The organism is Sphaerisporangium melleum (assembly GCF_014646695.1).
In the GTDB taxonomy this organism is placed as follows: Bacteria; Actinomycetota; Actinomycetes; order Streptosporangiales; family Streptosporangiaceae; genus Sphaerisporangium; species Sphaerisporangium melleum.
The window spans coordinates 52,149-72,451 of the sequence record NZ_BMNT01000029.1; the positions used below are offsets into that span (position 1 = coordinate 52,149).

Consider the following 20,303-nt stretch of genomic DNA (forward strand, 5'->3'; position numbering starts at 1 on the left):
CCTCTCGAATTTAGATGAACCCGCTTATCCGAACTTCCGGAAAGATGGCTCATGAGGACAAAATCTCCTAAAAAGTCCCGGTCTAGTACTATATTCTTTACCGTGTACGGGATTTCGGAATAACGTGCATACCTCCAGGTAGGGGACGTCCGGTGGCCGATGGGCGGCGTCGATGGAATAACCCACTTATTTCCGGATAAGTCGCTTATGTAGCTATATGGTGTGCGTGGCCGGCGGTGCCCGGGCCGGCTCGGCATCCCCCGCCGAGCGGCCGCCGGCGCTCCAGCGGTGCTCCAGTGCGCTCCCAGCGGGCGACCAGCGGACGGGCGCATCGTTGCGGGACGGGAAGGCCCGCCATGACGCCGCGCGCCGGCCGTCCCGCCAGGCAGGGGAGGAATGCCATGCGACCGCACGCTCCTTCGGCGGCCGTCCCGCGGGCGGGCGGCGGCGCCGCGACGTCGCGGTGGATCCGCTGCCCCGGCTGCCACGATCTGCTGTACGCCGAGCACCACCGCAGGAACCTGATGGTGTGCTCCGGCTGCGGGCACCACGGCCGGCTCGGCGCCCGCGAACGGGTGGACCGGCTCTTCGACCCCGGGACGGCCACCCCGCTCGCCGCCGCGCCCACCCTGGCCGACCCGCTGGGGTTCACCGGCTACGCCGGCCGCCTGGAACGGGCCCGCGACGACAGCGGCCTGCCCGAGGCGGCGATCTGCGTATCGGCGTTCCTGAACGGCCGGCGCGTCGTCGCCGCGGTCATGGACTTCGCCTTCATGGGCGGCAGCCTGGGCTGCGCGGTGGGCGAGCGCGTCACCGCCGCCGCCGAGCACGCCCTGGCCACCCGCACGCCCCTGGTGGTGGTGACCGCCTCCGGCGGCGCCCGCATGCAGGAGGGCGCGCTGGCGCTCATGCAGATGGCCAAGACCGCCCAGGCCATGGCCGACCTGGACGAGGCGGGGGTGCTCACCCTCACCGTGGTGACCGACCCCACCTACGGGGGCGTCGCCGCCTCCTACGCCACCCTGGCCGACGTCATCCTCGCCGAGGCGGGGGCCCGCATGGGATTCGCCGGCCCCCGGGTGATCGCGGGGACCTTCGGGCAGAGCCTGCCGGAGGGCTTCCAGACCGCCGAGACCCTGCTCGCGGGCGGCCTGGTGGACGACGTGCGCCCGCGAGGCGAGCTGCGGCCCGCGCTGGCCGGCCTGCTCGCGGCCGCCGGCTGGGCGGCCGAGGGCCGCCCGGTCCCGCACACCTGGAAGGACACCGGCGCCCACCTGGTGCGCCACCCGGCCGCGCTGCCCGAGCGGGACGCCTGGCAGGCGGTCGCCCTGGCCCGCGACCCCGGCCGCCCCACCACGTTGGACTACGCCGCGTGCTTGCTGGAGGACTTCCACGAGCTGCACGGCGACCGGATGTCGGGGGACTGCCCGGCCATCGTCGGCGGCGTCGGCCGCCTGGGCGGGGTGCCGGTCGTGCTCATCGGGCACCAGAAAGGCCACGACACCCGCGAGCTGGCCGCCCGCGGGTTCGGCATGGGCACCCCGGCCGGGTTCCGCAAGGCCGCGCGGCTGATGCGCCTGGCCGGCAAGCTCGGCCTGCCGGTGGTCACGCTGGTGGACACCCCGGGCGCCTGCGCCGGGGTGGAGGCCGAACGCGGCGGGCAGGCCCACGCCATCGCCGCGAACCTGCGCCTGATGTCCACGCTGCCGGTGCCGGTGGTCGCCGTCGTCACCGGAGAGGGCGGCAGCGGAGGGGCGCTGGCCCTGGCCGTGGCCGACCGGGTGCTGGCCCTGGGCAACGCCGTCTACTCGGTGATCAGCCCCGAGGGCTGCGCCGCCATCTTGTGGCGCGAGGCCGGCGCGGCGCCGCGCGCCGCCGCCGATCTGCGGCTCACCGCCCGCGACCTGCTGGCCCACGGGGTGATCGACGCGGTGGTGCCCGAACCGGACGGCGGCGCGCACCGCGACCCCGCGCTCGCCGCCCGCCTGCTCGGCGGCGCCCTGACCGCGACGCTGCACGAGCTGGCCCGGGCCGACCCCGCCGAGCTCGTGGCCCGGCGCCGGCGCCGCTTCCGCCGTTTCGGCCTGGCCTGAGGGCCACCGGCCCACCTGGATCGCACCGGACCGGCGCCTCACCCCGGCCCTCCGGGGGGAGAGTGCGGCTCCGGCGGACCACGAGCACCCGCACGCCGCGCCCGGTGGATGCGGCCACCGGCAGCGTCGGAGCACCAAGCCACCGCATAGCCGCACGGCATGAACGTCCGGACAAGGAGGACACATGACAGCCGAACCCGCACCTTCGCAGGAGGGCGAGCGTGTGCTGGACTGGGTGACCCGCCACGCAGCCCGGCTGGCCGGCACCGGACCGGCCCCGCTGCGCCGGATCACCGTCTCCACCGCCACGCTGGCCGTGCACGTGGAGTGGGCGCCGCCTCCGGCCGGCGGCGCCGCACCGCCGGCCTGCCCGGCCGTGGAGGGGACCCCGGCCGCCGCCGCGCGGCAGGACGCCATCATGGTGACCTCGCCCATGGTCGGCACCTTCTACCGCGCCCGCGAGCCGGGAGCCGCGCCCTTCGTGGAGATCGGCGACCTCGTCGAGCCGGGCCAGCAGATCGGCATCGTCGAGGCGATGAAGCTGATGAACGCCGTCCAGGCCGAGCACGGCGGCCGGGTGGCCGAGGTCATCGCCGCCGACGGCGCCCCGGTCCAGTACGAGGAGCCCCTGCTGGCCCTGGTGCCCGACGACCGAGCCTGACCGCCGCCCCGAGCCCGCCCACCTGGAGCGTCATGTTCACCACAGTCCTGATCGCCAACCGGGGCGAGATCGCCCTGCGCGTACTGCGCACCTGCCGCGAGATGGGGATCCGCACGGTGGTCGCCCACTCCACGGCCGACCGCGACACCCCGGCGGTGCGCCTGGCCGACGAGGCGGTCCAGATCGGCCCCGCCGCGCCGCGCCGCAGCTACCTCAACCCGGCCGCGATCGTCGCCGCCGCCTTGCAGACCGGCGCCGATGCCGTCCACCCGGGGTATGGGTTCCTGTCGGAGAGCGCCGAGTTCGCCGAGATCTGCCGGGCGCACGGGCTCACCCTGATCGGCCCGCCGCCCGAGGTGATCGCCCGGCTGGGGGACAAGACCTCGGCCAGGGAGTTCGCCAAGACCGCGGGCCTTGCGGTGCTGCCCGGCGGCGGCACCTGCGGCGGCGCGGCCGAGGCCGCCCGCACCGCCGCCGCCATCGGCTATCCCGTGGTGGTCAAGGCCGCTGCGGGTGGCGGCGGGCGCGCCATGACGGTGGTGCACGAGCCGGGCGATTTCGCCCGTGCCCACGCCGCCACCCGACGTGACGCGCTCGCCCTGTTCGGCGACCCGCGGGTGTACGTGGAGCGGTACCTGGACGCCGCCCGGCACGTGGAGGTGCAGGTGCTGGCCGACGGCCACGGCAACGTGGTGCACCTGGGCGCGCGTGACTGCACGGTGCAGCGGCGCCGGCAGAAGCTGATCGAGGAGACTCCGCCGCCCACCCTCACGGCCGCGGCGGTCGAACGGCTGGGCGCGCTCACCGTGCGCGCCGCCCTGACCGCGGGGTATGTGGGGGCGGGCACCTTCGAGTACGTGCTGGACGAGCACGGCGCCTGCCACTTCATCGAGGTGAACTGCCGGCTGCAGGTCGAGCACCCGATCACCGAGATGGTGACCGGCGTCGATCTGGTGCGCGAGCAACTGCTCATCGCCGCCGGACGGCCGCTGAGCCTGCGCCAGCAGGACATCGTCTCGCGCGGGGTCGCGATCGAGTGCCGGGTCAACGCCGAGGATCCCAGCCGTGGCTTCCTGCCCACCGCCGGCACCATCGAGCACTTCGTCCCGCCGGGCGGGCCGTTCACCCGGGTGGACACCCATGCCAGCGCCGGGGCGCGCGTCACCGCCGACTACGATCCACTGATCGCCAAGGTCGCGGTGTGGGCGCCCGACCGGGCCCAGGCGCTCGCGCGTGCCGACCGGGCGCTGGAGGAGATGGTCGTCCAGGGGCCGGGGGTGCGTACCGGGCTGCCGTTCCTGCGCGAGGTGCTGGCCCACCCGCTGTTCCGCTACGCCAAGCACACCACCGGCCTGGTCGATCAGATGATGTCCACCCCGGTGCCCTGAACGCGGGGCCGAGGAACAGCCGAAGCGCTCCCAGGCGTCACCGCGTGCACGTCCGCACCGCCCGCCGCGGTGATGGCCGCGGCGGACGGCAAGGCGATCGCCGTGAGGGCCATGGCGGTGATGAGGAGGATCGCGGTGACCGTGCCGGCCGTCCACCGGCCTTCCGTCCACCGGCCTTCCGTCGGATCAAGGAGATGTGCACCTTTTCGAACGTCGGCCTGTCGGCTGTGGCACAGCCTTTGCGACGGTGGTCTTCGCCGCCCTCTCATCGAAGCGGACGCATTCCGCTGCGTCTGACGGGGCACGTGCCGTCGAACCCGGCGTCCAGGCGGCCGTCCGGCGTGGCTACTCGTCCGGGGACAGCAGCCCTGACCGGTAGGCGTAGATCGCGGCCTGGACACGGGTGCGAGTACCGATCTTGGCCAGGACGCGTGACACGTGGATCTTGACCGTTCCCGGGGCGATGCCGAGCATGTCGGCGATCTCCCCATTGGACCGGCCCAGGGCCACCAGCCGGAGCACCTGCGTTTCCCGCACCGTGAGTTCCCGGGCGCCGTCCCGGACCGGCGGGGTGGCGAACCTGCGCACGAGTCTGCGGGTGACCTGCGGGTCGATCAATCCCTGACCTCGGTGGGCCGCGTGCACCGCCGCCAGGTAGAGGTCGGGGTCGCCGTCCTTGAGCAGGAAGCCCACGGCGCCCGCTTCGAGCGCACCGAAGAGGTACTCGTCCGTGTCGAAGGTGGTCAGCGCGATGATCGCCGTGTCCGGCTCCCGGGCCGTCAGCCGCCGGATCGCCGTGATCCCGTCCATGCCCGGCATGCGCAGGTCGGTGAGTATCACCTCTGGCCGGTACTCGCGCGCCATGTCGATCAGCTCGGCCCCGTCGCGTGCGGCGCCGAGGAAGGCGATGTCGGGCTCGTGGCTCAGCAGTTGCCGCAGGCCCTCGCGGGCGAGACGCTGGTCGTCGGCGACCAGAAGACGGATCACGAGATCTCCTGCCGGACCGCACGGCCGTCCGTGCAGGACGCCGGGGAAGGGGCGTGATCGCCGCCGCCGGTCCTCGCCGCCGATCCGTGCTCCCGTCGCGCGCCGGGGGGCAGCGCGGGGAGGTCGGCGCGCACCCGCCAGCCGTTGTCACCGCGCCGGCCGATGTGGCAGTGTCCTGCGAGCGCCGCCACGCGCTCGCGCATGCCCGCCAGGCCTCGCCCCCCTTTCGGTGCGCGGTCGTCCAGCGGGTCGCCGACGGGCGATCGGCGGGGCGGGCCCGGGTCGTCGATGGTGACGATGACCCGGGTGCCGGCCGCGCGCAGATCGACCGAGGCCGTTCGGGCCGTGGAATGCCGTGCCACGTTGGTCAGCGCCTCCTGCACGACCCGGTAGGCGCAGGTCGCCGTCTCGGGGTGGACGGTGCCGTCGAGGCGGGGATCGACGTCCAAGGTGACGGCCAGCCGGGATCCGCCGCTGCGTTCCGCAAGCGCGGGAAGGTCGGCCAGGCCCGGCGCCTGCGCCTGGTCTTCGCCGTCCGATCGCACCAGTGTCGCCAGCAGCGCCCGGATCTCGGCCAGCGCATCGGCCGACGAAGCGGCGATCGCGGCCAGTGCGCGGTCGGCCTCGCCGTCGCGGCCGGCCAGCGCCCGCCGGGCGCCGACCGCCTGGAGCCTGATGGCGCTGAGGTGGTGACCCACGACGTCGTGGACATCCCGGGCGATCCGGGCGGCCTCCTGTGAGCGGGCCTGCTCTTGCCTGGCACGTCGCAGCCGCGCGGCCTGCGTGGCGCGTTCGGCCCGCAGCCGTAGCGCGTACCCGACGGCGACCGGCGCCGCGCCGGCCGCCGCATAGACGGACATGGTGGCGAGATCCGGCGTGGCCGTGCCCGCGATGCCCACCGCCACCGCCCAGGTGATCGAGCCGATCAGGAGAGCCGACCGAAGGCGGTGGCGGTGGTAGGCCGCCGACGCCACGGTCAGGCCCAGCACCCAGATGCCGCTGTCGCGCTCCAGAGCGAGGCCGGCCGCCAGCATCACCGCCGCGGACGCCGCGACCGCCGTCAGCGGCAACCGCCTGCGCACCGCCAAAGGTGCGCAGGCCGCCAGGATCGGCACCGCCCAGAGCGCCGCCGCACCCACATCGGCCAGGTCGGCAGGCTGATCGCGCCACCAGCCGTCCAGCGCCGAGACCGTCAGTGCGATGACCGCGGCGAGGCAGGCGAGCAGAGCGTCGCGGCCCATGAACGGGAGGTGCCTTAAGACACCGGCCGCCTGGCGTGTCGCCCGGGAGCCGAAGGCCGCTGTTGGTCTCACGGAGACCAGTATCACGCCGGCCATGCGGGGCAGGTGGTGCCCGCGGCCGGGAGCTTCCCGCTGATCAGGTATCTGTCCACGTGCCCGATCACGCAGGGATCGCCGTCGTTGATGTACCGGCCGTGACCGATGCCGGCGTACCTCACCGTGACCGAGCCGGGGACCTGGTCGGTCACGGCGCGGACAGAGGCGTACTCGTAGACGGGCCCGATGCCGAGCAGCGGCGCAAGCGCGCGGGCCGGAAGCGGCGCAGGCGGGTTGACGGCCTTGGCGGCCCACGGGGAACACCCAAGGAGATTGTTCTCCCGGACACCGGAGAAGTTCGGTGACACCTTGGCTGAGCGCCGTACCGCCGCACGGTAGGCGTGGTAGCCGTCGTAGCGGAAGCCGTCGGCGCACGTCACCGCCCGCAGGGCGCTGGGGAGTGGCGGCACGCCGCGGCCCTGAGGATCGAATCCGGACGCGTCGCCGTCGACGGCACTCGCGATGGCCTTGGCGAACGCGGGCCAGCCCGCCACACGCAAGACCATGCCCTGCGCCAGTGCCTTGAGGTCATCGCCGTCGTAGCGGCGGTCACCGGCGGCTGCGGCACCGGGCAGGGGATGGCGCTCGGCCCGATTCACGACATCCTGCCAGGTCGTTTCCACGTCGGTCCCGTGCAGTGCGCATTCCGGGGCTTCGGCGCACCAGCGGATGAACCGCTTGAACACCTCCTCCAAGCCCTTGTACTGCAGCCGCTCGGACTCCGCGAGGGGGGAGACGTGGTCGGGCACGCTGTCCAGCGCCATGGCGCGCACCCGCTGCGGGAACAGTCGCGCGTAGGAGACCCCGAGCACGCCGCTGTAGGAGTTGCCCAGATAGGAGAGCTTCGCCTCGCCCAGGGCGGCGCGGATGGCGTCCATGTCGCGGGCCTGGGTGGCGGAGTCCATGTGGGCGAACACCTCGGGCGCGGCCTCCCTGCAGGGGGCGACCGCGGCGGCGTTCGCCCGCAGTGCCAGGTCGTACTCGCGCCGGTTGTCCGGCGTGGCGAACGCGGGGCCGGTCACGCAGGACGCCGGCGGGAGGTGCTCGCCGCTCTGCCCGCCGCGTGGGTTCCAGGTGACGACGTTCATCCGGGTACGCAGGCCGGCGAAGTGGTGCAGCGACCGCGACAGCACCTGTACGCCAGGACCGCCAGGGCCTCCGGGACTGAACAGGACGGTGCCCGCGGCCTTTCCGGTCGCGGAGGCCCTGGCAAGGGTGAGGGAGATCATCTTCCCGTTGGGCTCGTCCCAGTCGAGGGGAACGGCGAGCTTGGCGCACTGCAGTTCGGCCGGCGCGTCCGCGCCGCATGCCGACCATGTCAGGGACGGCGCCGGTGCCGCGGTGGAGGGAAGTGAGGTGGCGCTCGCGGGGGCGAGCGATCCCAGCATCACGACCACGGGCAGGGAGCACAAAATCGATCTTGGCCAGGTCATGGAGTCTCCGATGGACGGTGCGGCCAACGCCGCAGATGACCTCGCACACGTTAGGTGGATGAAACTGCGGCCACATCTGCCACAGGGCATACACGCAGGCCCGCCGCCCGGCAGGATCGGATGGCGGTGCTCGCCGCCCTGTTCCAGCCCTTGCACCCTCCGGCGCCGCCGCGGCGTGGCCGGGAACCTTCGCCGATCGCGAGGCGGCGTCGCCGGGGCCGGTAGGTGCGCGTGCGTCGCGCGCGGGCACATCAGCGGTCGGTGTGCCCGCGCGGTCGGAGTGGCCGGGGCCGTTTCCATGCGGTCGTGGACGGCCCGGCGATGGTGCTCGGCGCCCGGCCGGTGCCGGGGGCAGGCGCCCGCGGAAGGCCTCGGGCCGGTCACGGGACCGGCCGCCCGGCCGGCTTCGTGCCGATGCCCTGTTCAACTGCCTGACCAGCCACGATCCGCCGGGGTGGTTTGCGGGAGCGGCGGAGAAGATGCTCTGATATGGGGTCATGGCGGTCTCGGAGACCCAGCACGCGGTCGGCCGGGTGTGGCGGGCGGAGTCGGCGCGCGTCATGGCCGGTCTGGCCCGTGCCGCGGGCGACATCGGCGCCGCACAGGAGCTCGCCGAGGAGGCCCTGGCGGCCGCGCTGGAGCGGTGGCCGCGCGAGGGCGTCCCCGACGACCCGGGTGCCTGGCTGCTGGCGGCCGGCCGGCGCCGGGCGGGGGAGCCGCTGCGGCGCCGCGGGTTCCTGGACGGTGAGATCGCCGGGCAGCCGGGCCGGCGGCCGGCCGGGCAGGGCCGTTGCGACGGCGCGGCGGAGGAGTTCCCGCCGGGCGGCGACGTCCAGGATGACGTGCTGCGGCTGGTGTTCACCGTCTGCCACCCGCTGCTGCCGGCGAAGGCGCGCGCCGCGCTCGCCCTGCGCCTGCTGGGCGGGTTGACGACCGGGGAGATCGCCCGGGCCTTGCTGGTGGCCGAGGCCACCGCCGCCGAACGTGTCACCGGCGCCATAGGCGCGCTGTCGCAGGCCCGCGTCCCCTTCGAGGCGCCGGCCGGGGCCGAGCTGGCCGGCCGGCTGCCGCCGGTGCTGGAGGCCGTGCATCTGATCTTCACCGAGGGGTACACCGCGGCCGCCGGCGACGGTGGGGCCCGCGGGGCGCTGTGTGAGGAGGCGCTGCGCCTGGGAGGGGTCCTGGCCGGGCTGCTGCCCGGCCAGGCGGAGGTGCACGGCCTGCTCGCGCTCATGGAGATCCAGGCCTCCCGGTCGGCCGCCCGCACCGGCCCCTGCGGAGAGCCGGTCCTGCTGCTGGAGCAGGACCGCGCCAAGTGGGACCGGGCCGCCATAGCGCGCGGCCTGGCGGCGCTGGCGCGTGCCGAGCAGGCCGCCGCCCCCGGGCCGTACACGCTGCGCGCGGCGATCGCCGCCTGCCACGCGCGCGCGGGCACCGCCGCGCGGACCGACTGGCGGCGCATCGCCGCGCTGTATGAGGCGCTGGTGCGGCAGTCGCCCTCCCCGGTGGCCGAGCTGAACCGCGCGGTCGCGCTCACCATGGCCTTCGGGCCGCAGGCGGGCCTGCGCCTGGTCGACGGGCTGGCCGGTGATCCGCGGATGGACGGCCACCCCCTGCTGCCGTGCGTGCGGGGCGACCTGCTGGTCAGGCTGGGCAGGACCGCCGAGGCGGGGCGGGAGTTCCGGCGGGCCGCCTCGCTCACCCGCGACGAGCGCGAGCGTTCTGTGCTGCTCGCCCGCGCCGCCGTCTGCGAAGCCCCCGCCGTGCCCGCCCTGTCGGAGGACACCGCGGCCCAAGAACGGCGGATCTCGGCCCGGCAGACCTCCGGAAGGTAGACCTCGCGGGTGCCGGCCTGCAGGCCTGGCGGGCTGCAGGCCGGCCGCTGAGGTGGAGCGTCGCCGGGGCGGGTCGTCCTCTCGCCGATGCCGCGGTGGCGATGGTGTTCATCCCCGCTCGCGTGTCCCCCATCCGCGGGTGGCCGCCGCCGGGACGCCGGCCTGGGCGAACCGCTGGAAGATGCGCTCGCGATCCGCCACCGCGATGCCCTCCCCGTCGCCCGGCAAGGCGACCGGCGCCCCGCGCCGATACGACATCCGGCCACCCGCGGAGGGTGGGAGGAGATCAGGAGGTGATGCGGGGGAGGGAGGCGGCCGGGTAGCGTTCCCCGGCCACGGCGCCCCTGGGCGCGGCCTGCTCCAGGGCGGCCATCTCATCGCGGGTCAGGGCGATGTCCAGCGCGGCGACGTTCTGCTCCAGGTAGGAGCGCCGCTTGGTGCCCGGGATGGGCACCACGTCCCGGCCCTGGGCCAGGACCCAGGCCAGCGAGAGCTGGGCGGGGGTGACCCGCTTGTCGCGCGCGATCTGCTCCACACCGGTGACCAGAGCACGGTTGGCGGTGAAGTTGCCGCCCTGGAAGCGCGGGTTGGCGGCGCGGAAGTCGGCGGCGCCGAACTGGTCGGCGCTGGTGATCGTCCCGGTGAGGAAGCCGCGGCCGAGCGGGCTGTAGGCGACCAGGGCGATGCCGAGCTCGCGCAGCAGGGGCAGCACCTCGTCCTCGATGTCCCGGGTGAACAGCGAGTACTCGTACTGGCCGGCCGTGATCGGGTGGACGGCGTGAGCGCGCCGCACCACGTCCGGGGCGGCCTCGGAGATGCCGAGGTGGCGCACCTTGCCGGCCGCCACCAGTTCGGCCATGGCGCCCCAGGTCTCCTCGATGGGGACCGCGGGGTCGACGCGGTGCTGGTAGTACAGGTCGATGTGGTCGACGCCCAGCCGCCGCAGGGACGCCTCGCACGCCTGCCGCAGGTAGCCGGGGCGGCCGTTGACCCCGACCCGGGTGCCGTCCGGGCGGCGTTCGATGCCGAACTTGGTGGCCAGGACCACCTCGTCCCTGCGCCCGGCGATGGCCTTGCCGACCAGGACCTCGTTGGTGAACGGGCCGTAGATGTCGGCGGTGTCCAGGAAGGTGACGCCCAGGTCGAGGGCGCGGTGGATCGTCGCGGTGGACTCGGCGTCGTCGCCTGGCCCGTAGAACTCGCTCATGCCCATGCAGCCGAGTCCGAGAGCGGAGACGGTGAGCCCTTGGCCGAGAGTGCGCTGCTTCACGACTGCTCCTCCTTGATGCTCCAGGTGGTGCCGAGAGCCCCAGTCTCGGACCTGGAGCGCACTCCACGTCAAATCGGCGCCCCACGCGCCCGGGACCGCGCGACGCATGGACATGGACGGGGGACGCCGATGCGGCGCGGGTGCCCGGCCATCCCCCCGGCGGGCCCGCCTCCGGCCTGCGAAGCCACACGACAGGGACGATGCCCGCCGGGGCGGAGGGGCGCTGGGCGCACGAGGCGCGGTCAGTGGACGGAGAAGCCGCCGTCCACGCAGATGGCCTGGCCGGTGATGTACTCGGCGCCGTCCCCGGCGAGCAGCACCGCGATGCCGGCGAAGTCGGCGGGCACGCCGTTGCGGCCGACCATGGAGCGGGCGGCCATCGCCTCGACCCGGCCGGGGACGGCCTGCGCGGAGGCGGTGAGCGGGGTGAGCACGAACCCCGGCAGGACCGTGTTGCTGCGCACGCCGTGCCGCGACCACGCCTCGGCCTGGGAGCGGGTGAGCCCGGCCAGGGCGGCCTTGCTGACGCCGTAGACGCCGCTGTCCCCGAAGGCGCTGGTCGACTGCTGGGAGCCGACGTTGATGATCCGGCCGAAGCCGCGGGCCGCCATGCGGGGGCCGAAGTACTGGCCGAGGGTGTAGGGGGCGGTGAGGTTGACCCGGATCGTCGCCTCGTAGTCCTCGGGCGTCAGCTGCTCCATCGGGCGGCGGATGTTGTTGGCGGCGGCGTTGACCAGGATGTCGATCTCACCGAAGAAGCCGGACGCCTGCTCGCACACCCGGCGCAGGTCGCCGGGGTCGCCGAGGTCGGCGGCGATCGCGGCCACCCGCACTCCGCGCTCGCGCAGCCGTCCGGCCGCGGCGTCCAGGCCGGGCTTGCCCCGGGCGAGAAGGACCACGGCGGCGCCCGCGCCGCCGATCGCCTCGGCCATGGCCTGGCCGATGCCCGAGCTGCCGCCGGTCACCAGGGCGGTGCGGCCGGACAGGGAGAACAGTGCCTGGAGGTGACCGGTGGTGCCGGTGGCGTCGCCTGGCTGCATGGACCATGAAGGTAGCAGCCCGCCACACGCGGCCGGCGCCGGACCGGACGCCGGTACGGGCGGGCCGCCGGCCGCATCGGGTGATCGCCATGGGCCGGGGAGGACTCCTCGCAGCGCCCCGCCCAAGGCGAAGGCGCCCCGTCCAAAAGGCCGGGCGCGGTCCAAGGTGGAGGGCGGCCGCGCACGCTCCGGTCGCGTTGCGTTGCGGGGCGCGGCGAAGGATCAGCAGGGGCCGTACAGGTCGGCCGCGGCGGCGCACAGCTTGGCCATCACCTCGTCCAGGCTGCGCAGCGTGGCGGTGTCCAGACGTTCGAGCAGGCGCCGGTAGCCGGCCAGGCCCGCGTCGATGAGCTCCTCGGTCATGCGGCGCCCGGCCTCGGTGAGCTCGACGCGGCGCACCCGGCGGTCGGCGGGATCCTCACGGCGGGTGACCAGGCCCTGGGCGACCAGGCGGTCGACGATGCCGGTGACGGTGCCGGGCCCGGTGCCGAGGGTGGCGGCGAGCTCCTGGCCGGAGGCCGAGCCGCGGCCGGCCAGGATGAGGGCGACCTTGAGCTGCCGCATGGTGAGGTTGAGCGCCAGCAGCGGCGTGGAGCGGTCGCCTGCGAACGCGCGCCCGAGGGTGTGCTGGGCGTCGCCGATCCGGGTGATCAGCTCCTGTCGTTCGTCCACGTTCGCCTTCCGCTGCGGGCCGCCAGATTACCAGGTGTTCATAGCAGTGCTAAATATTCGTACCAGGCGAAGTGTTAGCATTGCCGGAAACTTTCGGCCGCCGGCCGTCTTTCGGAGGAAGGTCGTGCCATGACCGCTCTGGCCAGGCTCAGCCTCGCCAACCGCAGCCTCGTCATCCTGGTCGCGGTCGTGATCAGCGGCTTCGGCGCCTTCGCGATCCCCTCGCTCAAGCAGCAGCTGCTGCCGTCGCTGTCGTTCCCCGGGGCGTTCGTGGTGGCGCCGTACGCCGGTGCGGCCCCCGACATCGTCGAGGAGCAGGTGACCAAGCCGGTCGAGGGCGCCGTGCAGGGCATCAGCGGCGTCACCGAGGTGACCTCCACCTCCCGGGAGGGCATGGCGCAGGTCCAGGTGTCCTTCGAGTACGGCACCGACATCGAGGGTGCGGTGGCCGAGCTGCAGCAGGCGGTCGGCCGGCTGGGCGGCCGGCTGCCCGCAGGGGTGGAGCCCACGGTGGTGGCGGGCAGCACCGACGACATCCCGGTGATGGTGCTGGCGGTCGGCGACGCCGGCGACCAGCGCGCGATGGCCGACAAGCTGCAGCGCATCGCGGTGCCCGAACTGCGCGGCGTGCCGGGGGTGCGCGAGGTGTCGGTGACCGGCGCCCGCGAGCAGACCGTCGTCATCACTCCCAACCTGCTCGCCATGGCGCTGCACGGGGTGGCGCCCACCGCGATCGCCGACGCGCTGCGCGCCAACGGGACGCCGATTCCGGCCGGCGGCCTCACCGAGGACGGCAGGACGCTCACCGTCCAGGTCGGCCGCCGCGTCTCCTCCCTTGATGACCTGCGCGGGCTGTACCTGACCCCGCAGGCCGCCGCCCCGGCCGGGCAGGGCTCCGGGCGGGGCGGCGCGTCGCAGGCGCCACCCGCCGGCACCGCGCAGGCCGCGCCGAAGCCGGTGAAACTGGGCGAGGTGGCGACGGTGGAGGAGAGACCGGCCGAGGCGACCACGATCACCCGCACCGACGGCGCCGACAGCCTCGGCGTGTCGATCACGATGACCCCCGACGGCAACGCCGTGCGCATCTCCCACGACGTGCGCGGCAAACTTGCCGGGCTGACCCGCTCGCTCGGCGACGTCGCCGCGATCACCGTGGTGTTCGACCAGGCCCCCTACGTGGAACGCTCGATCGAGGACCTGTCCACCGAGGGCCTGCTCGGCCTGGTGTTCGCCGTCGTGGTCATCCTGCTGTTCCTGCTGTCGCTGCGCTCGACGATCGTGACCGCGGTGTCCATCCCGCTGTCGGTGATCATCGCTCTGATCGCGCTGTGGGCCGGAGACCACTCGCTGAACCTGCTGACGCTGGGCGCGCTGACCATCGCGATCGGCCGGGTGGTGGACGACTCCATCGTGGTGCTGGAGAACGTCAAACGCCACCTGGGGTACGGGGAGGCCAAGCGCGAGGCGGTGCTGACCGCGGTGCGCGAGGTCAGCGGGGCGGTGACCGCCTCGACGCTGACCACGGTCGCGGTGTTCCTGCCGATCGCCTTCGTCGGCGGCATGGTCGGCCAGTTGTTCGCGCCGTTCGCGATCACCGTGACGGTGGCGCTGCTGGCCTCGCTGCTGGTGTCGCTCACGGTGATCCCGGTGCTGGCGTACTGGTTCCTGCGCGCGCCCGCGCTGACACCCGAGCAGGCGCGGCAGGTGCGGGCCGAGGCCGAGGCCGCCGAGCTGCGCAGCCCGCTGCAGCGCATCTACCTGCCGGTGCTGCGCCTGGCCACGCGGCTGCGCCTGGTCACCCTGCTGGCCGGGGTCGCGGTGTTCGCCGGCACCCTGGCGCTGGTGCCGGGGCTGAAGACCAACTTCATCGACTCCTCGGGCAACGACACCGTCAACCTCACCCAGAAGATGCCCGCGGGCACCGACCTGGCCACCACCGACAAGGCCGCCAAGAAGGTCGAGACGCTGCTGGCCTCCCTCAAGCAGATCGCCTCCTACCAGGTCAACGTGGGCTCCGGCGGCACGTTCGCCGGCGGGGTGGGCGGCTCACCCGACCGGGCCTCCTACTCGGTGACCGTCGCCGAGGGGGCCGACACCCCGGCGCTGGAGCAGACACTGCGCGACCAGCTCGCCGGGCTCGGCGGAGTGGGCGAGGTGACCGTCGGCGGGCAGGGCGGCGGCGCCTTCGCCTCCGACCGGGCCGAGGTGATCGTGCAAGGGCCCGACCTGCCGGCGCTGCGCGCGGGGGCCGAGGCGGTGGCGGCGGCGCTGCGCGGCATCGACGGGCTGCGGGACGTCACCTCCAACCTGCAGACCGGCGCCCCGCGCGTGCAGGTGGCCGTCGACCGGCGCAAGGCCGCGGCCGCGGGCCTCACCGAGGCGGCCATCGGGCAGAGCGTCGCCCAGGCGTTCCGCGGCGCCACGCTCGGCCACCTCACCCTGGACGGGCGCGGCAACGAGGTGATCTTGCGGGTGGGCTCGGCGCCCGATGACCTCGCCGCGGTGCGCGACCTGCGGCTGCCCACCGCCTCCGGGACGGTGAAACTGTCCTCGGTGGCGGCGGTGCGCCAGGTGGAGGGGCCCACGCAGATCACCCGCAAGGACGGCGACCGCACCGCCTCGGTGTCGGCCGCCGCCACGGCCAGCGACCTCGGCGCCGTCACCGCGAAGATCACCGAGCGGATGCGGTCGCTGACCCTGCCCGCCGGGGTGAACTACAGCATCGGCGGGGTGAGCGCCGACCAGGACGAGGCCTTCGCCCAGCTCGGCCTGGCCATGCTGGCGGCCATCGCCATCGTCTTCATGATCATGGTGGCGGCGTTCCGCAGCTTCGCCCAGCCGCTGATCCTGCTGGTGTCCATCCCGTTCGCCGCCACCGGCGTGATCGGCCTGCTGCGCGTCACCGGCACCCCCCTCGGGGTTCCGGCGCTGATCGGCATGCTGATGCTCATCGGCATCGTGGTCACCAACGCGATCGTGCTGATCGACCTGATCAACCAGTACCGCGAGCAGGGCATGGGCGTGGTGGAGGCCGTCGTGGAGGGCGGCCGGCGGCGCCTTCGGCCCATCCTGATGACCGCGATCGCCACCATCTGCGCGCTCACCCCGATGGCCTCCGGCCTCACCGGGTCGGGCGGGTTCATCTCCCAGCCGCTGGCGATCGTGGTCATCGGCGGCCTGGTGTCCTCCACGCTGCTCACCCTGATCCTCGTCCCCACCCTGTACACGATCGTCGAACGCGCCAAGGAGCGGTTCGGCCGCCGGGGCGGCGGCGCGGCCGGCCGGGAGCCGGCGGTGTACGACGAGCAGGCGCTGGCCGCGCACTGAAGCGGCCCCTCTACACTGGGGCGACGTGACCAAGCCGCGTATCCCCAATGTCCTTGCCGCCCGCTACGCCTCGCCGGAGCTGGCCCGTCTGTGGTCTCCCGAGCACAAGGTGGTGGCCGAGCGCCGTCTGTGGGTGGCCGTGCTGCGCGCCCAGGCCGAGCTGGGCGTCCCGGTGCCGCCCGGGGTGGCCGAGGACTACGAGGCGGTGGCGGGGAAGGTCGATCTGGACTCCATCGCCGCCCGCGAGCGGGTGACCCGCCACGACGTCAAGGCGCGCATCGAGGAGTTCAACGCGCTGGCCGGGCACGAGCACGTGCACAAGGGCATGACCTCCCGCGACCTGACCGAGAACGTCGAGCAGCTGCAGGTGCGCGACAGCCTGCTGCTGGTCAGAGACCGCACCGTGGCGCTGCTGGCCCATCTGGCCGACCTCGCCGCCCGCCACGGCCACCTGGTGATGGCGGGACGGTCCCACAACGTGGCCGCGCAGGCCACCACACTCGGCAAGCGGTTCGCCACCGCCGCCGACGAGCTGCTGGTGGCCTTCGCCCGGCTGGAGGAGCTGATCGCCCGCTACCCGCTGCGCGGCGTCAAGGGCCCGGTCGGCACCGCCCAGGACATGCTCGACCTGCTGGGCGGCGACCGCGACCGGCTGGCCGCACTGGAGGAGCGGGTGGCACGCCACCTGGGCTTCTCGCAGGTGTTCACCAGCGTCGGCCAGGTCTACCCGCGGTCGCTGGACTACGAGGTCCTCACCACCCTGGTGCAGCTCGCCGCCGCTCCCTCCAGCCTGGCCAAGACCATCCGGCTGATGGCCGGGCACGAGCTGGTCACCGAGGGCTTCCAGCCGGGGCAGGTCGGCTCCAGCGCGATGCCGCACAAGATGAACACCCGCTCATGCGAGCGGGTCAACGGGCTGACGGTCGTGCTGCGCGGGTACGCCTCGATGGCCGGGGAACTGGCCGGCGACCAGTGGAACGAGGGCGACGTGTCGTGCTCGGTGGTACGCCGGGTGGCGCTGCCGGACGCGTTCTTCGCCTTCGACGGGCTGGTGGAGACCATGCTGACGGTGCTGGCCGAGTTCGGCGCCTTCCCCGCGGTGATCGCCGCCGAACTGGACCGCTACCTGCCGTTCCTGGCCACGACCAAGATGCTGATGGCCGCGGTCCGCGCGGGCGTGGGCCGCGAGAGCGCGCACGAGCTGATCAAGGAGCACGCGGTGGCGTCGGCGCTGGCGATGCGCGAGAGCGGGTCGCCGAACCTGCTGCTGGACCGGCTGGCCGCCGACGAGCGGTTCCCCCTGGACCACGCCGCGCTGCAGGCGCTGCTCTCCGACCCGGCGCCGTTCACCGGCGCGGCGTCCGCGCAGGTGGAGCAGGTCGTGGCCCGGGTGGGCGAGATCGTGACCCGCCACCCCGACGCCGCCGCCTACCGGCCGGGCGCCATCCTGTGACGGCGCCCGGCCGGTAGGCCGCCGGCGCGGGCCCTTGGCGGACGGCGCTCGCCGCCGCCGAGGCGGCCGGTGACCAGGGGCCTGCCCTTCGCAGGCGGTGCCTCAGCTCACCGCCTGCTTCACCAGCGCGGCGATCCGGGCCTCCACCTCCTGCGTCATCTCGGTCAGGGCGAAGGCGACCGGCCACATCGCGCCATCGTCCAGGTTCGCCCGGTCGCTGAACCCGAGCGTCGCGTAGCGGGTCTTGAACTTCTCCGCGGGCTGGAAGTGGCAGACGATCTTGCCGTCCAGCGCGTAGGCGGGCATCCCGTACCAGAGCCTCGGCGCGAGATCCGGGGCACTGGCCATCACGACCTCATGGACGCGCTCGGCCATGATCCGGTCCGGCTCCTGGAACTCGGCGATCTTGGCGAGCAGGTCCCGCACCGCCTCCGCCGCCTTGTCCGCGCGCGAGCCGCGCCGCGCCGCCTTCTTGCGTTCCTCGGCGTGGTCCTTCATCGCGGCCCGCTCCTCGGCCGTGAAACCCTCGTAGCCGCTGCTTTCGGTGCTGCTCATGGGACGAACCTTTCGGTGAATATCGTGATGTACGGAGTTCATGGCGCCCGGGCCGGTGTCACCGGGCGCAGCCAGGCCATGCCGCCGCGAGCCGACGCCGGCACCGGCGTCCACCGGGGCCTTCGCGACATCGCGGGCACGGCGCCGGTCGCCGCGTGAACGTGGCAAGGCGCCGCGCGGGCCGCACCTGTCGGAAGGGTGTCCAGGCGGCCCGGTTACGGTGAAGGGACCGGCCCGGCCCACCGGTCCGGGTGGCCACCGTCAGGGTAGGCGACCGCGGCCACCCGGGCGGCCTTGCTTCACGAGCCGTTCATGGCGGCCCCGGTGATCGCGGGCACATCGCCTTGCCGTGTCCATGCCCACAGCCTGCTCCCCGCCCGGCCGGCCCGCATCCGTGGTGACCACGGATCAGGCCACGACAGCGGTCCGCACGGACCCCACCTGGTGGTCACCGCCATGGCGGCTCCGGCCCGGGGCGCCGTCAGCACTCCTTGGGCCTGAGCGGTTCGAGGGCCAGGGTCAGGGCCTGCTCCAGGTAGCCGACCCGGCCGGTGGCACCCAGCATGACCACGCCGCCCTGGACGGCCGCCAGGATCGCGCGCGCCCTGGCCGAGGCGTCGGCCCCGGGGGAGCGGCCGGCGGTCAGGGCCTGGACCCCGCCGGTCAGTGCCGCCTCCCAGGTGTCGTACAGCAGGGTGACGATCGCCCGGGCCTCGGGGGAGGACCTGCCGAGCTCGCTGGTGAGGGCGCCCAGAGGGCATCGCTCGCCGAGTTCGGTGTAGTGCGCCAGGACGGCCTCGCGCCACTGCTGCCAGGACCGCCAGGTCGACAGGTCACCGAGGAACGGCTGCTGCGCCTGGATGACCTGAGCCGCCTCGTGCTCGGCCACGGCGACCAGGATCTCGCTCCGGCCGCCGGGGAAATAATGGAACAACTGGCTCTTGCTGGTGGAGGTGGCCGCGCGGATGTCGTCCAGGCTCGTCTCGGACGCGCCCTTGTCACGGATCAGCAGCGCGGCGGCGATCACGATGCGCTGCCGGGTGGCCGCGCCCTTGGCGGTCAGTGTCCTGCTCATGGCCCCTACCCTCCCGCATAATGGACCTCGCGGTCCAGCGGAGCCTGGGGGCGCGCCGGCACCTGGACGCGGCCGCGCCAGGGCGCCTACCGGATCGGTTCGCCGGCCCGGGCGCCGGCGGCCTCGTCGTGGCCGGGAGGCCGCCGGTCGAGCCACTGCCGCCGGGTGATCGCGTATTCGACCTCGCCGAGCTCACTGCCGGGGAGCGGATCATCCCAATCGGGGTGGAAGGTGCGCACGTGCCGCAGGCCGACCGAGGCCATGGTGGCGCGGGAGGCGGTGTTGACGGCCATCGTCTCGGCGAAGACGCGCTCCAGCCCGAGATCCTCGAATCCGTGCCGGACGAGCTCGCGTGCCCCCTCGCTCGCCAGCCCCTGCCGCCAGTGGCGGCGCAGCAGCCGGTAGCCGAGCTCGGCCTGCCCTTCGGCCGGCCCCTGGTCGGGGCGCTCCGGCGGCTCCAGGATCCACCAGCCGACGAAGGTGTCCCCGGTGAAACCCACCCAGAACCCCAGGCCGGGAACACGGGCGGCGGCCGCCAGCCGCCGGCGGTGAAAGACCTCCACCTCCTGGCGGGTACGGGGCCGGCCGAGGTAGCGCATCACCTCGGGGTCGGCGTCGAGTTCGACCTCGTGCTCGAGGTGGTCGTCGCAGAGCGGGACGAGCCGCAGACGGGCGGTTCGAAGGATGGCCTGGTGCATGGGCGCATTCTCGTGCACGCCCCGCCGGTGTTCCATCCATATTCGCCCAAAGCCGTCACCCGCCCCCGCCGGCCGGCGCCTGCCGCCATCCTGCGGTGACGTCGTGGGTGTACAGCCAGGACGTTCCGCGCTCGTAGAACAGCCATAGCGCCGCTGGCATGAGAAGGTCACGCAGCCGGCGTGCCACCGGACCGGCGGTCTTGGCGTCGCGGTTGGCGGCGGCGGATCGCACCAGTTTGGCGATGCGCGCCCGCCGCCGCCGCGTATGGTCTTCCAGCGCGGCGGCGGGCGGAGTGCTGCTCGAGCGCGCGGGCCAGCACCACGGCGTCCTCGATCGCCATCGAGGCGCCTTGTCCGGCGCCGACAGGCTGGCCGGCGCCGCCGACCAGCACGATGCGGTCGCTGTGCCAGGTCGGGACCTCGGCCAGGACGTGCATGAGAGTGGGCGGCTCAAGGCGCAGCGCCCGTCGCACGGCCCG

Annotated in this window: 18 protein-coding genes; 7 read left to right on the forward strand and 11 right to left on the reverse strand. The window is 73.9% G+C overall.

Annotated features, from left to right (window positions below; translation table 11 throughout):
- The first annotated feature begins 401 nt into the window (after nt 1-401).
- The 3 genes from IEY93_RS24590 (at nt 402) to IEY93_RS24600 (ending at nt 4,142) form a co-directional block, all read left to right on the forward strand.
- Nucleotides 402-2,093, forward strand: a complete 1,692-nt coding sequence (locus IEY93_RS24590; RefSeq protein ID WP_189165481.1) for an acetyl-CoA carboxylase carboxyltransferase subunit alpha — start codon at nt 402-404, stop codon at nt 2,091-2,093.
- Nucleotides 2,094-2,277: 184 nt separating this feature from the next.
- Complete coding sequence (locus tag IEY93_RS24595; RefSeq protein WP_189165482.1) at nt 2,278-2,754, forward strand: acetyl-CoA carboxylase biotin carboxyl carrier protein; 477 nt, start codon at nt 2,278-2,280, stop codon at nt 2,752-2,754.
- A 32-nt stretch (nt 2,755-2,786) separates the two neighbouring features.
- Nucleotides 2,787-4,142, forward strand: coding sequence for an acetyl-CoA carboxylase biotin carboxylase subunit (locus IEY93_RS24600; protein ID WP_189165483.1), 1,356 nt, complete (start codon nt 2,787-2,789; stop codon nt 4,140-4,142).
- Between the two features lie 345 nt (nt 4,143-4,487).
- Here IEY93_RS24600 and IEY93_RS24605 read toward each other — a convergent pair whose 3' ends face one another.
- The 3 genes from IEY93_RS24605 to IEY93_RS24615 form a co-directional block, all read right to left on the reverse strand.
- On the reverse strand, nt 4,488-5,129 hold the full coding sequence (locus IEY93_RS24605) for a response regulator (RefSeq protein WP_189165484.1): 642 nt from the start codon (nt 5,127-5,129) through the stop codon (nt 4,488-4,490).
- Nucleotides 5,126-6,370 (reverse strand): sensor histidine kinase, encoded by a 1,245-nt coding sequence (locus IEY93_RS24610; protein WP_189165485.1) that lies wholly within the window; start codon nt 6,368-6,370, stop codon nt 5,126-5,128. The genes IEY93_RS24605 and IEY93_RS24610 overlap by 4 nt, the downstream gene beginning before the upstream one ends.
- An 83-nt stretch (nt 6,371-6,453) precedes the next feature.
- Nucleotides 6,454-7,899, reverse strand: coding sequence for an alpha/beta fold hydrolase (locus IEY93_RS24615; RefSeq protein WP_189165486.1), 1,446 nt, complete (start codon nt 7,897-7,899; stop codon nt 6,454-6,456).
- Nucleotides 7,900-8,396: 497 nt separating this feature from the next.
- On the opposite strand from IEY93_RS24615, the gene IEY93_RS24620 reads away from it, so the two are divergent.
- A complete protein-coding gene (locus IEY93_RS24620) occupies nt 8,397-9,734 on the forward strand; it encodes an RNA polymerase sigma factor (RefSeq protein ID WP_229691430.1) in 1,338 nt (445 codons plus the stop codon).
- A gap of 108 nt (nt 9,735-9,842) precedes the next feature.
- Here IEY93_RS24620 and IEY93_RS24625 read toward each other — a convergent pair whose 3' ends face one another.
- From IEY93_RS24625 to IEY93_RS24640, 4 genes are all read right to left on the reverse strand, one after another.
- Nucleotides 9,843-9,992 carry a hypothetical protein gene (locus IEY93_RS24625; RefSeq protein ID WP_189165487.1) on the reverse strand — a complete coding sequence of 50 codons (150 nt, stop codon included), beginning with the start codon at nt 9,990-9,992 and terminating at the stop codon, nt 9,843-9,845.
- A 28-nt stretch (nt 9,993-10,020) separates the two neighbouring features.
- A complete protein-coding gene (locus IEY93_RS24630; RefSeq protein WP_229691431.1) occupies nt 10,021-11,004 on the reverse strand; it encodes an aldo/keto reductase in 984 nt (327 codons plus the stop codon).
- A gap of 242 nt (nt 11,005-11,246) precedes the next feature.
- Nucleotides 11,247-12,044, reverse strand: a complete 798-nt coding sequence (locus tag IEY93_RS24635) for an SDR family NAD(P)-dependent oxidoreductase (RefSeq protein WP_189165489.1) — start codon at nt 12,042-12,044, stop codon at nt 11,247-11,249.
- A gap of 222 nt (nt 12,045-12,266) precedes the next feature.
- A complete protein-coding gene (locus tag IEY93_RS24640; RefSeq protein WP_189165490.1) occupies nt 12,267-12,716 on the reverse strand; it encodes a MarR family winged helix-turn-helix transcriptional regulator in 450 nt (149 codons plus the stop codon).
- A gap of 129 nt (nt 12,717-12,845) precedes the next feature.
- On the opposite strand from IEY93_RS24640, the gene IEY93_RS24645 reads away from it, so the two are divergent.
- Both IEY93_RS24645 and purB read left to right on the forward strand, forming a co-directional pair.
- Nucleotides 12,846-16,043 (forward strand): efflux RND transporter permease subunit, encoded by a 3,198-nt coding sequence (locus IEY93_RS24645; RefSeq protein ID WP_189165491.1) that lies wholly within the window; start codon nt 12,846-12,848, stop codon nt 16,041-16,043.
- A gap of 25 nt (nt 16,044-16,068) precedes the next feature.
- A complete protein-coding gene (gene purB / locus IEY93_RS24650) occupies nt 16,069-17,496 on the forward strand; it encodes an adenylosuccinate lyase (protein ID WP_189165492.1) in 1,428 nt (475 codons plus the stop codon).
- A 102-nt stretch (nt 17,497-17,598) separates the two neighbouring features.
- Here purB and IEY93_RS24655 read toward each other — a convergent pair whose 3' ends face one another.
- The gene (locus IEY93_RS24655; protein ID WP_189165493.1) at nt 17,599-18,051 is read right to left on the reverse strand and encodes an iron chaperone; all 453 of its coding nucleotides are present in this window, start codon (nt 18,049-18,051) and stop codon (nt 17,599-17,601) included.
- Between the two features lie 27 nt (nt 18,052-18,078).
- Between IEY93_RS24655 and IEY93_RS39420 the strand changes: the two genes are divergently transcribed.
- On the forward strand, nt 18,079-18,210 hold the full coding sequence (locus IEY93_RS39420; RefSeq protein ID WP_268241583.1) for a hypothetical protein: 132 nt from the start codon (nt 18,079-18,081) through the stop codon (nt 18,208-18,210).
- A gap of 322 nt (nt 18,211-18,532) precedes the next feature.
- Here IEY93_RS39420 and IEY93_RS24660 read toward each other — a convergent pair whose 3' ends face one another.
- From IEY93_RS24660 to IEY93_RS24675, 3 genes are all read right to left on the reverse strand, one after another.
- Nucleotides 18,533-19,126: a TetR/AcrR family transcriptional regulator gene (locus tag IEY93_RS24660; RefSeq protein ID WP_189165494.1), complete on the reverse strand. Its 594-nt coding sequence runs from the start codon at nt 19,124-19,126 to the stop codon at nt 18,533-18,535.
- An 86-nt stretch (nt 19,127-19,212) separates the two neighbouring features.
- Nucleotides 19,213-19,824, reverse strand: coding sequence for a GNAT family N-acetyltransferase (locus IEY93_RS24665; RefSeq protein WP_189165495.1), 612 nt, complete (start codon nt 19,822-19,824; stop codon nt 19,213-19,215).
- 167 nt (nt 19,825-19,991) lie between these two features.
- Complete coding sequence (locus IEY93_RS24675; RefSeq protein ID WP_189165544.1) at nt 19,992-20,297, reverse strand: hypothetical protein; 306 nt, start codon at nt 20,295-20,297, stop codon at nt 19,992-19,994.
- Nucleotides 20,298-20,303 lie beyond the last annotated feature (6 nt).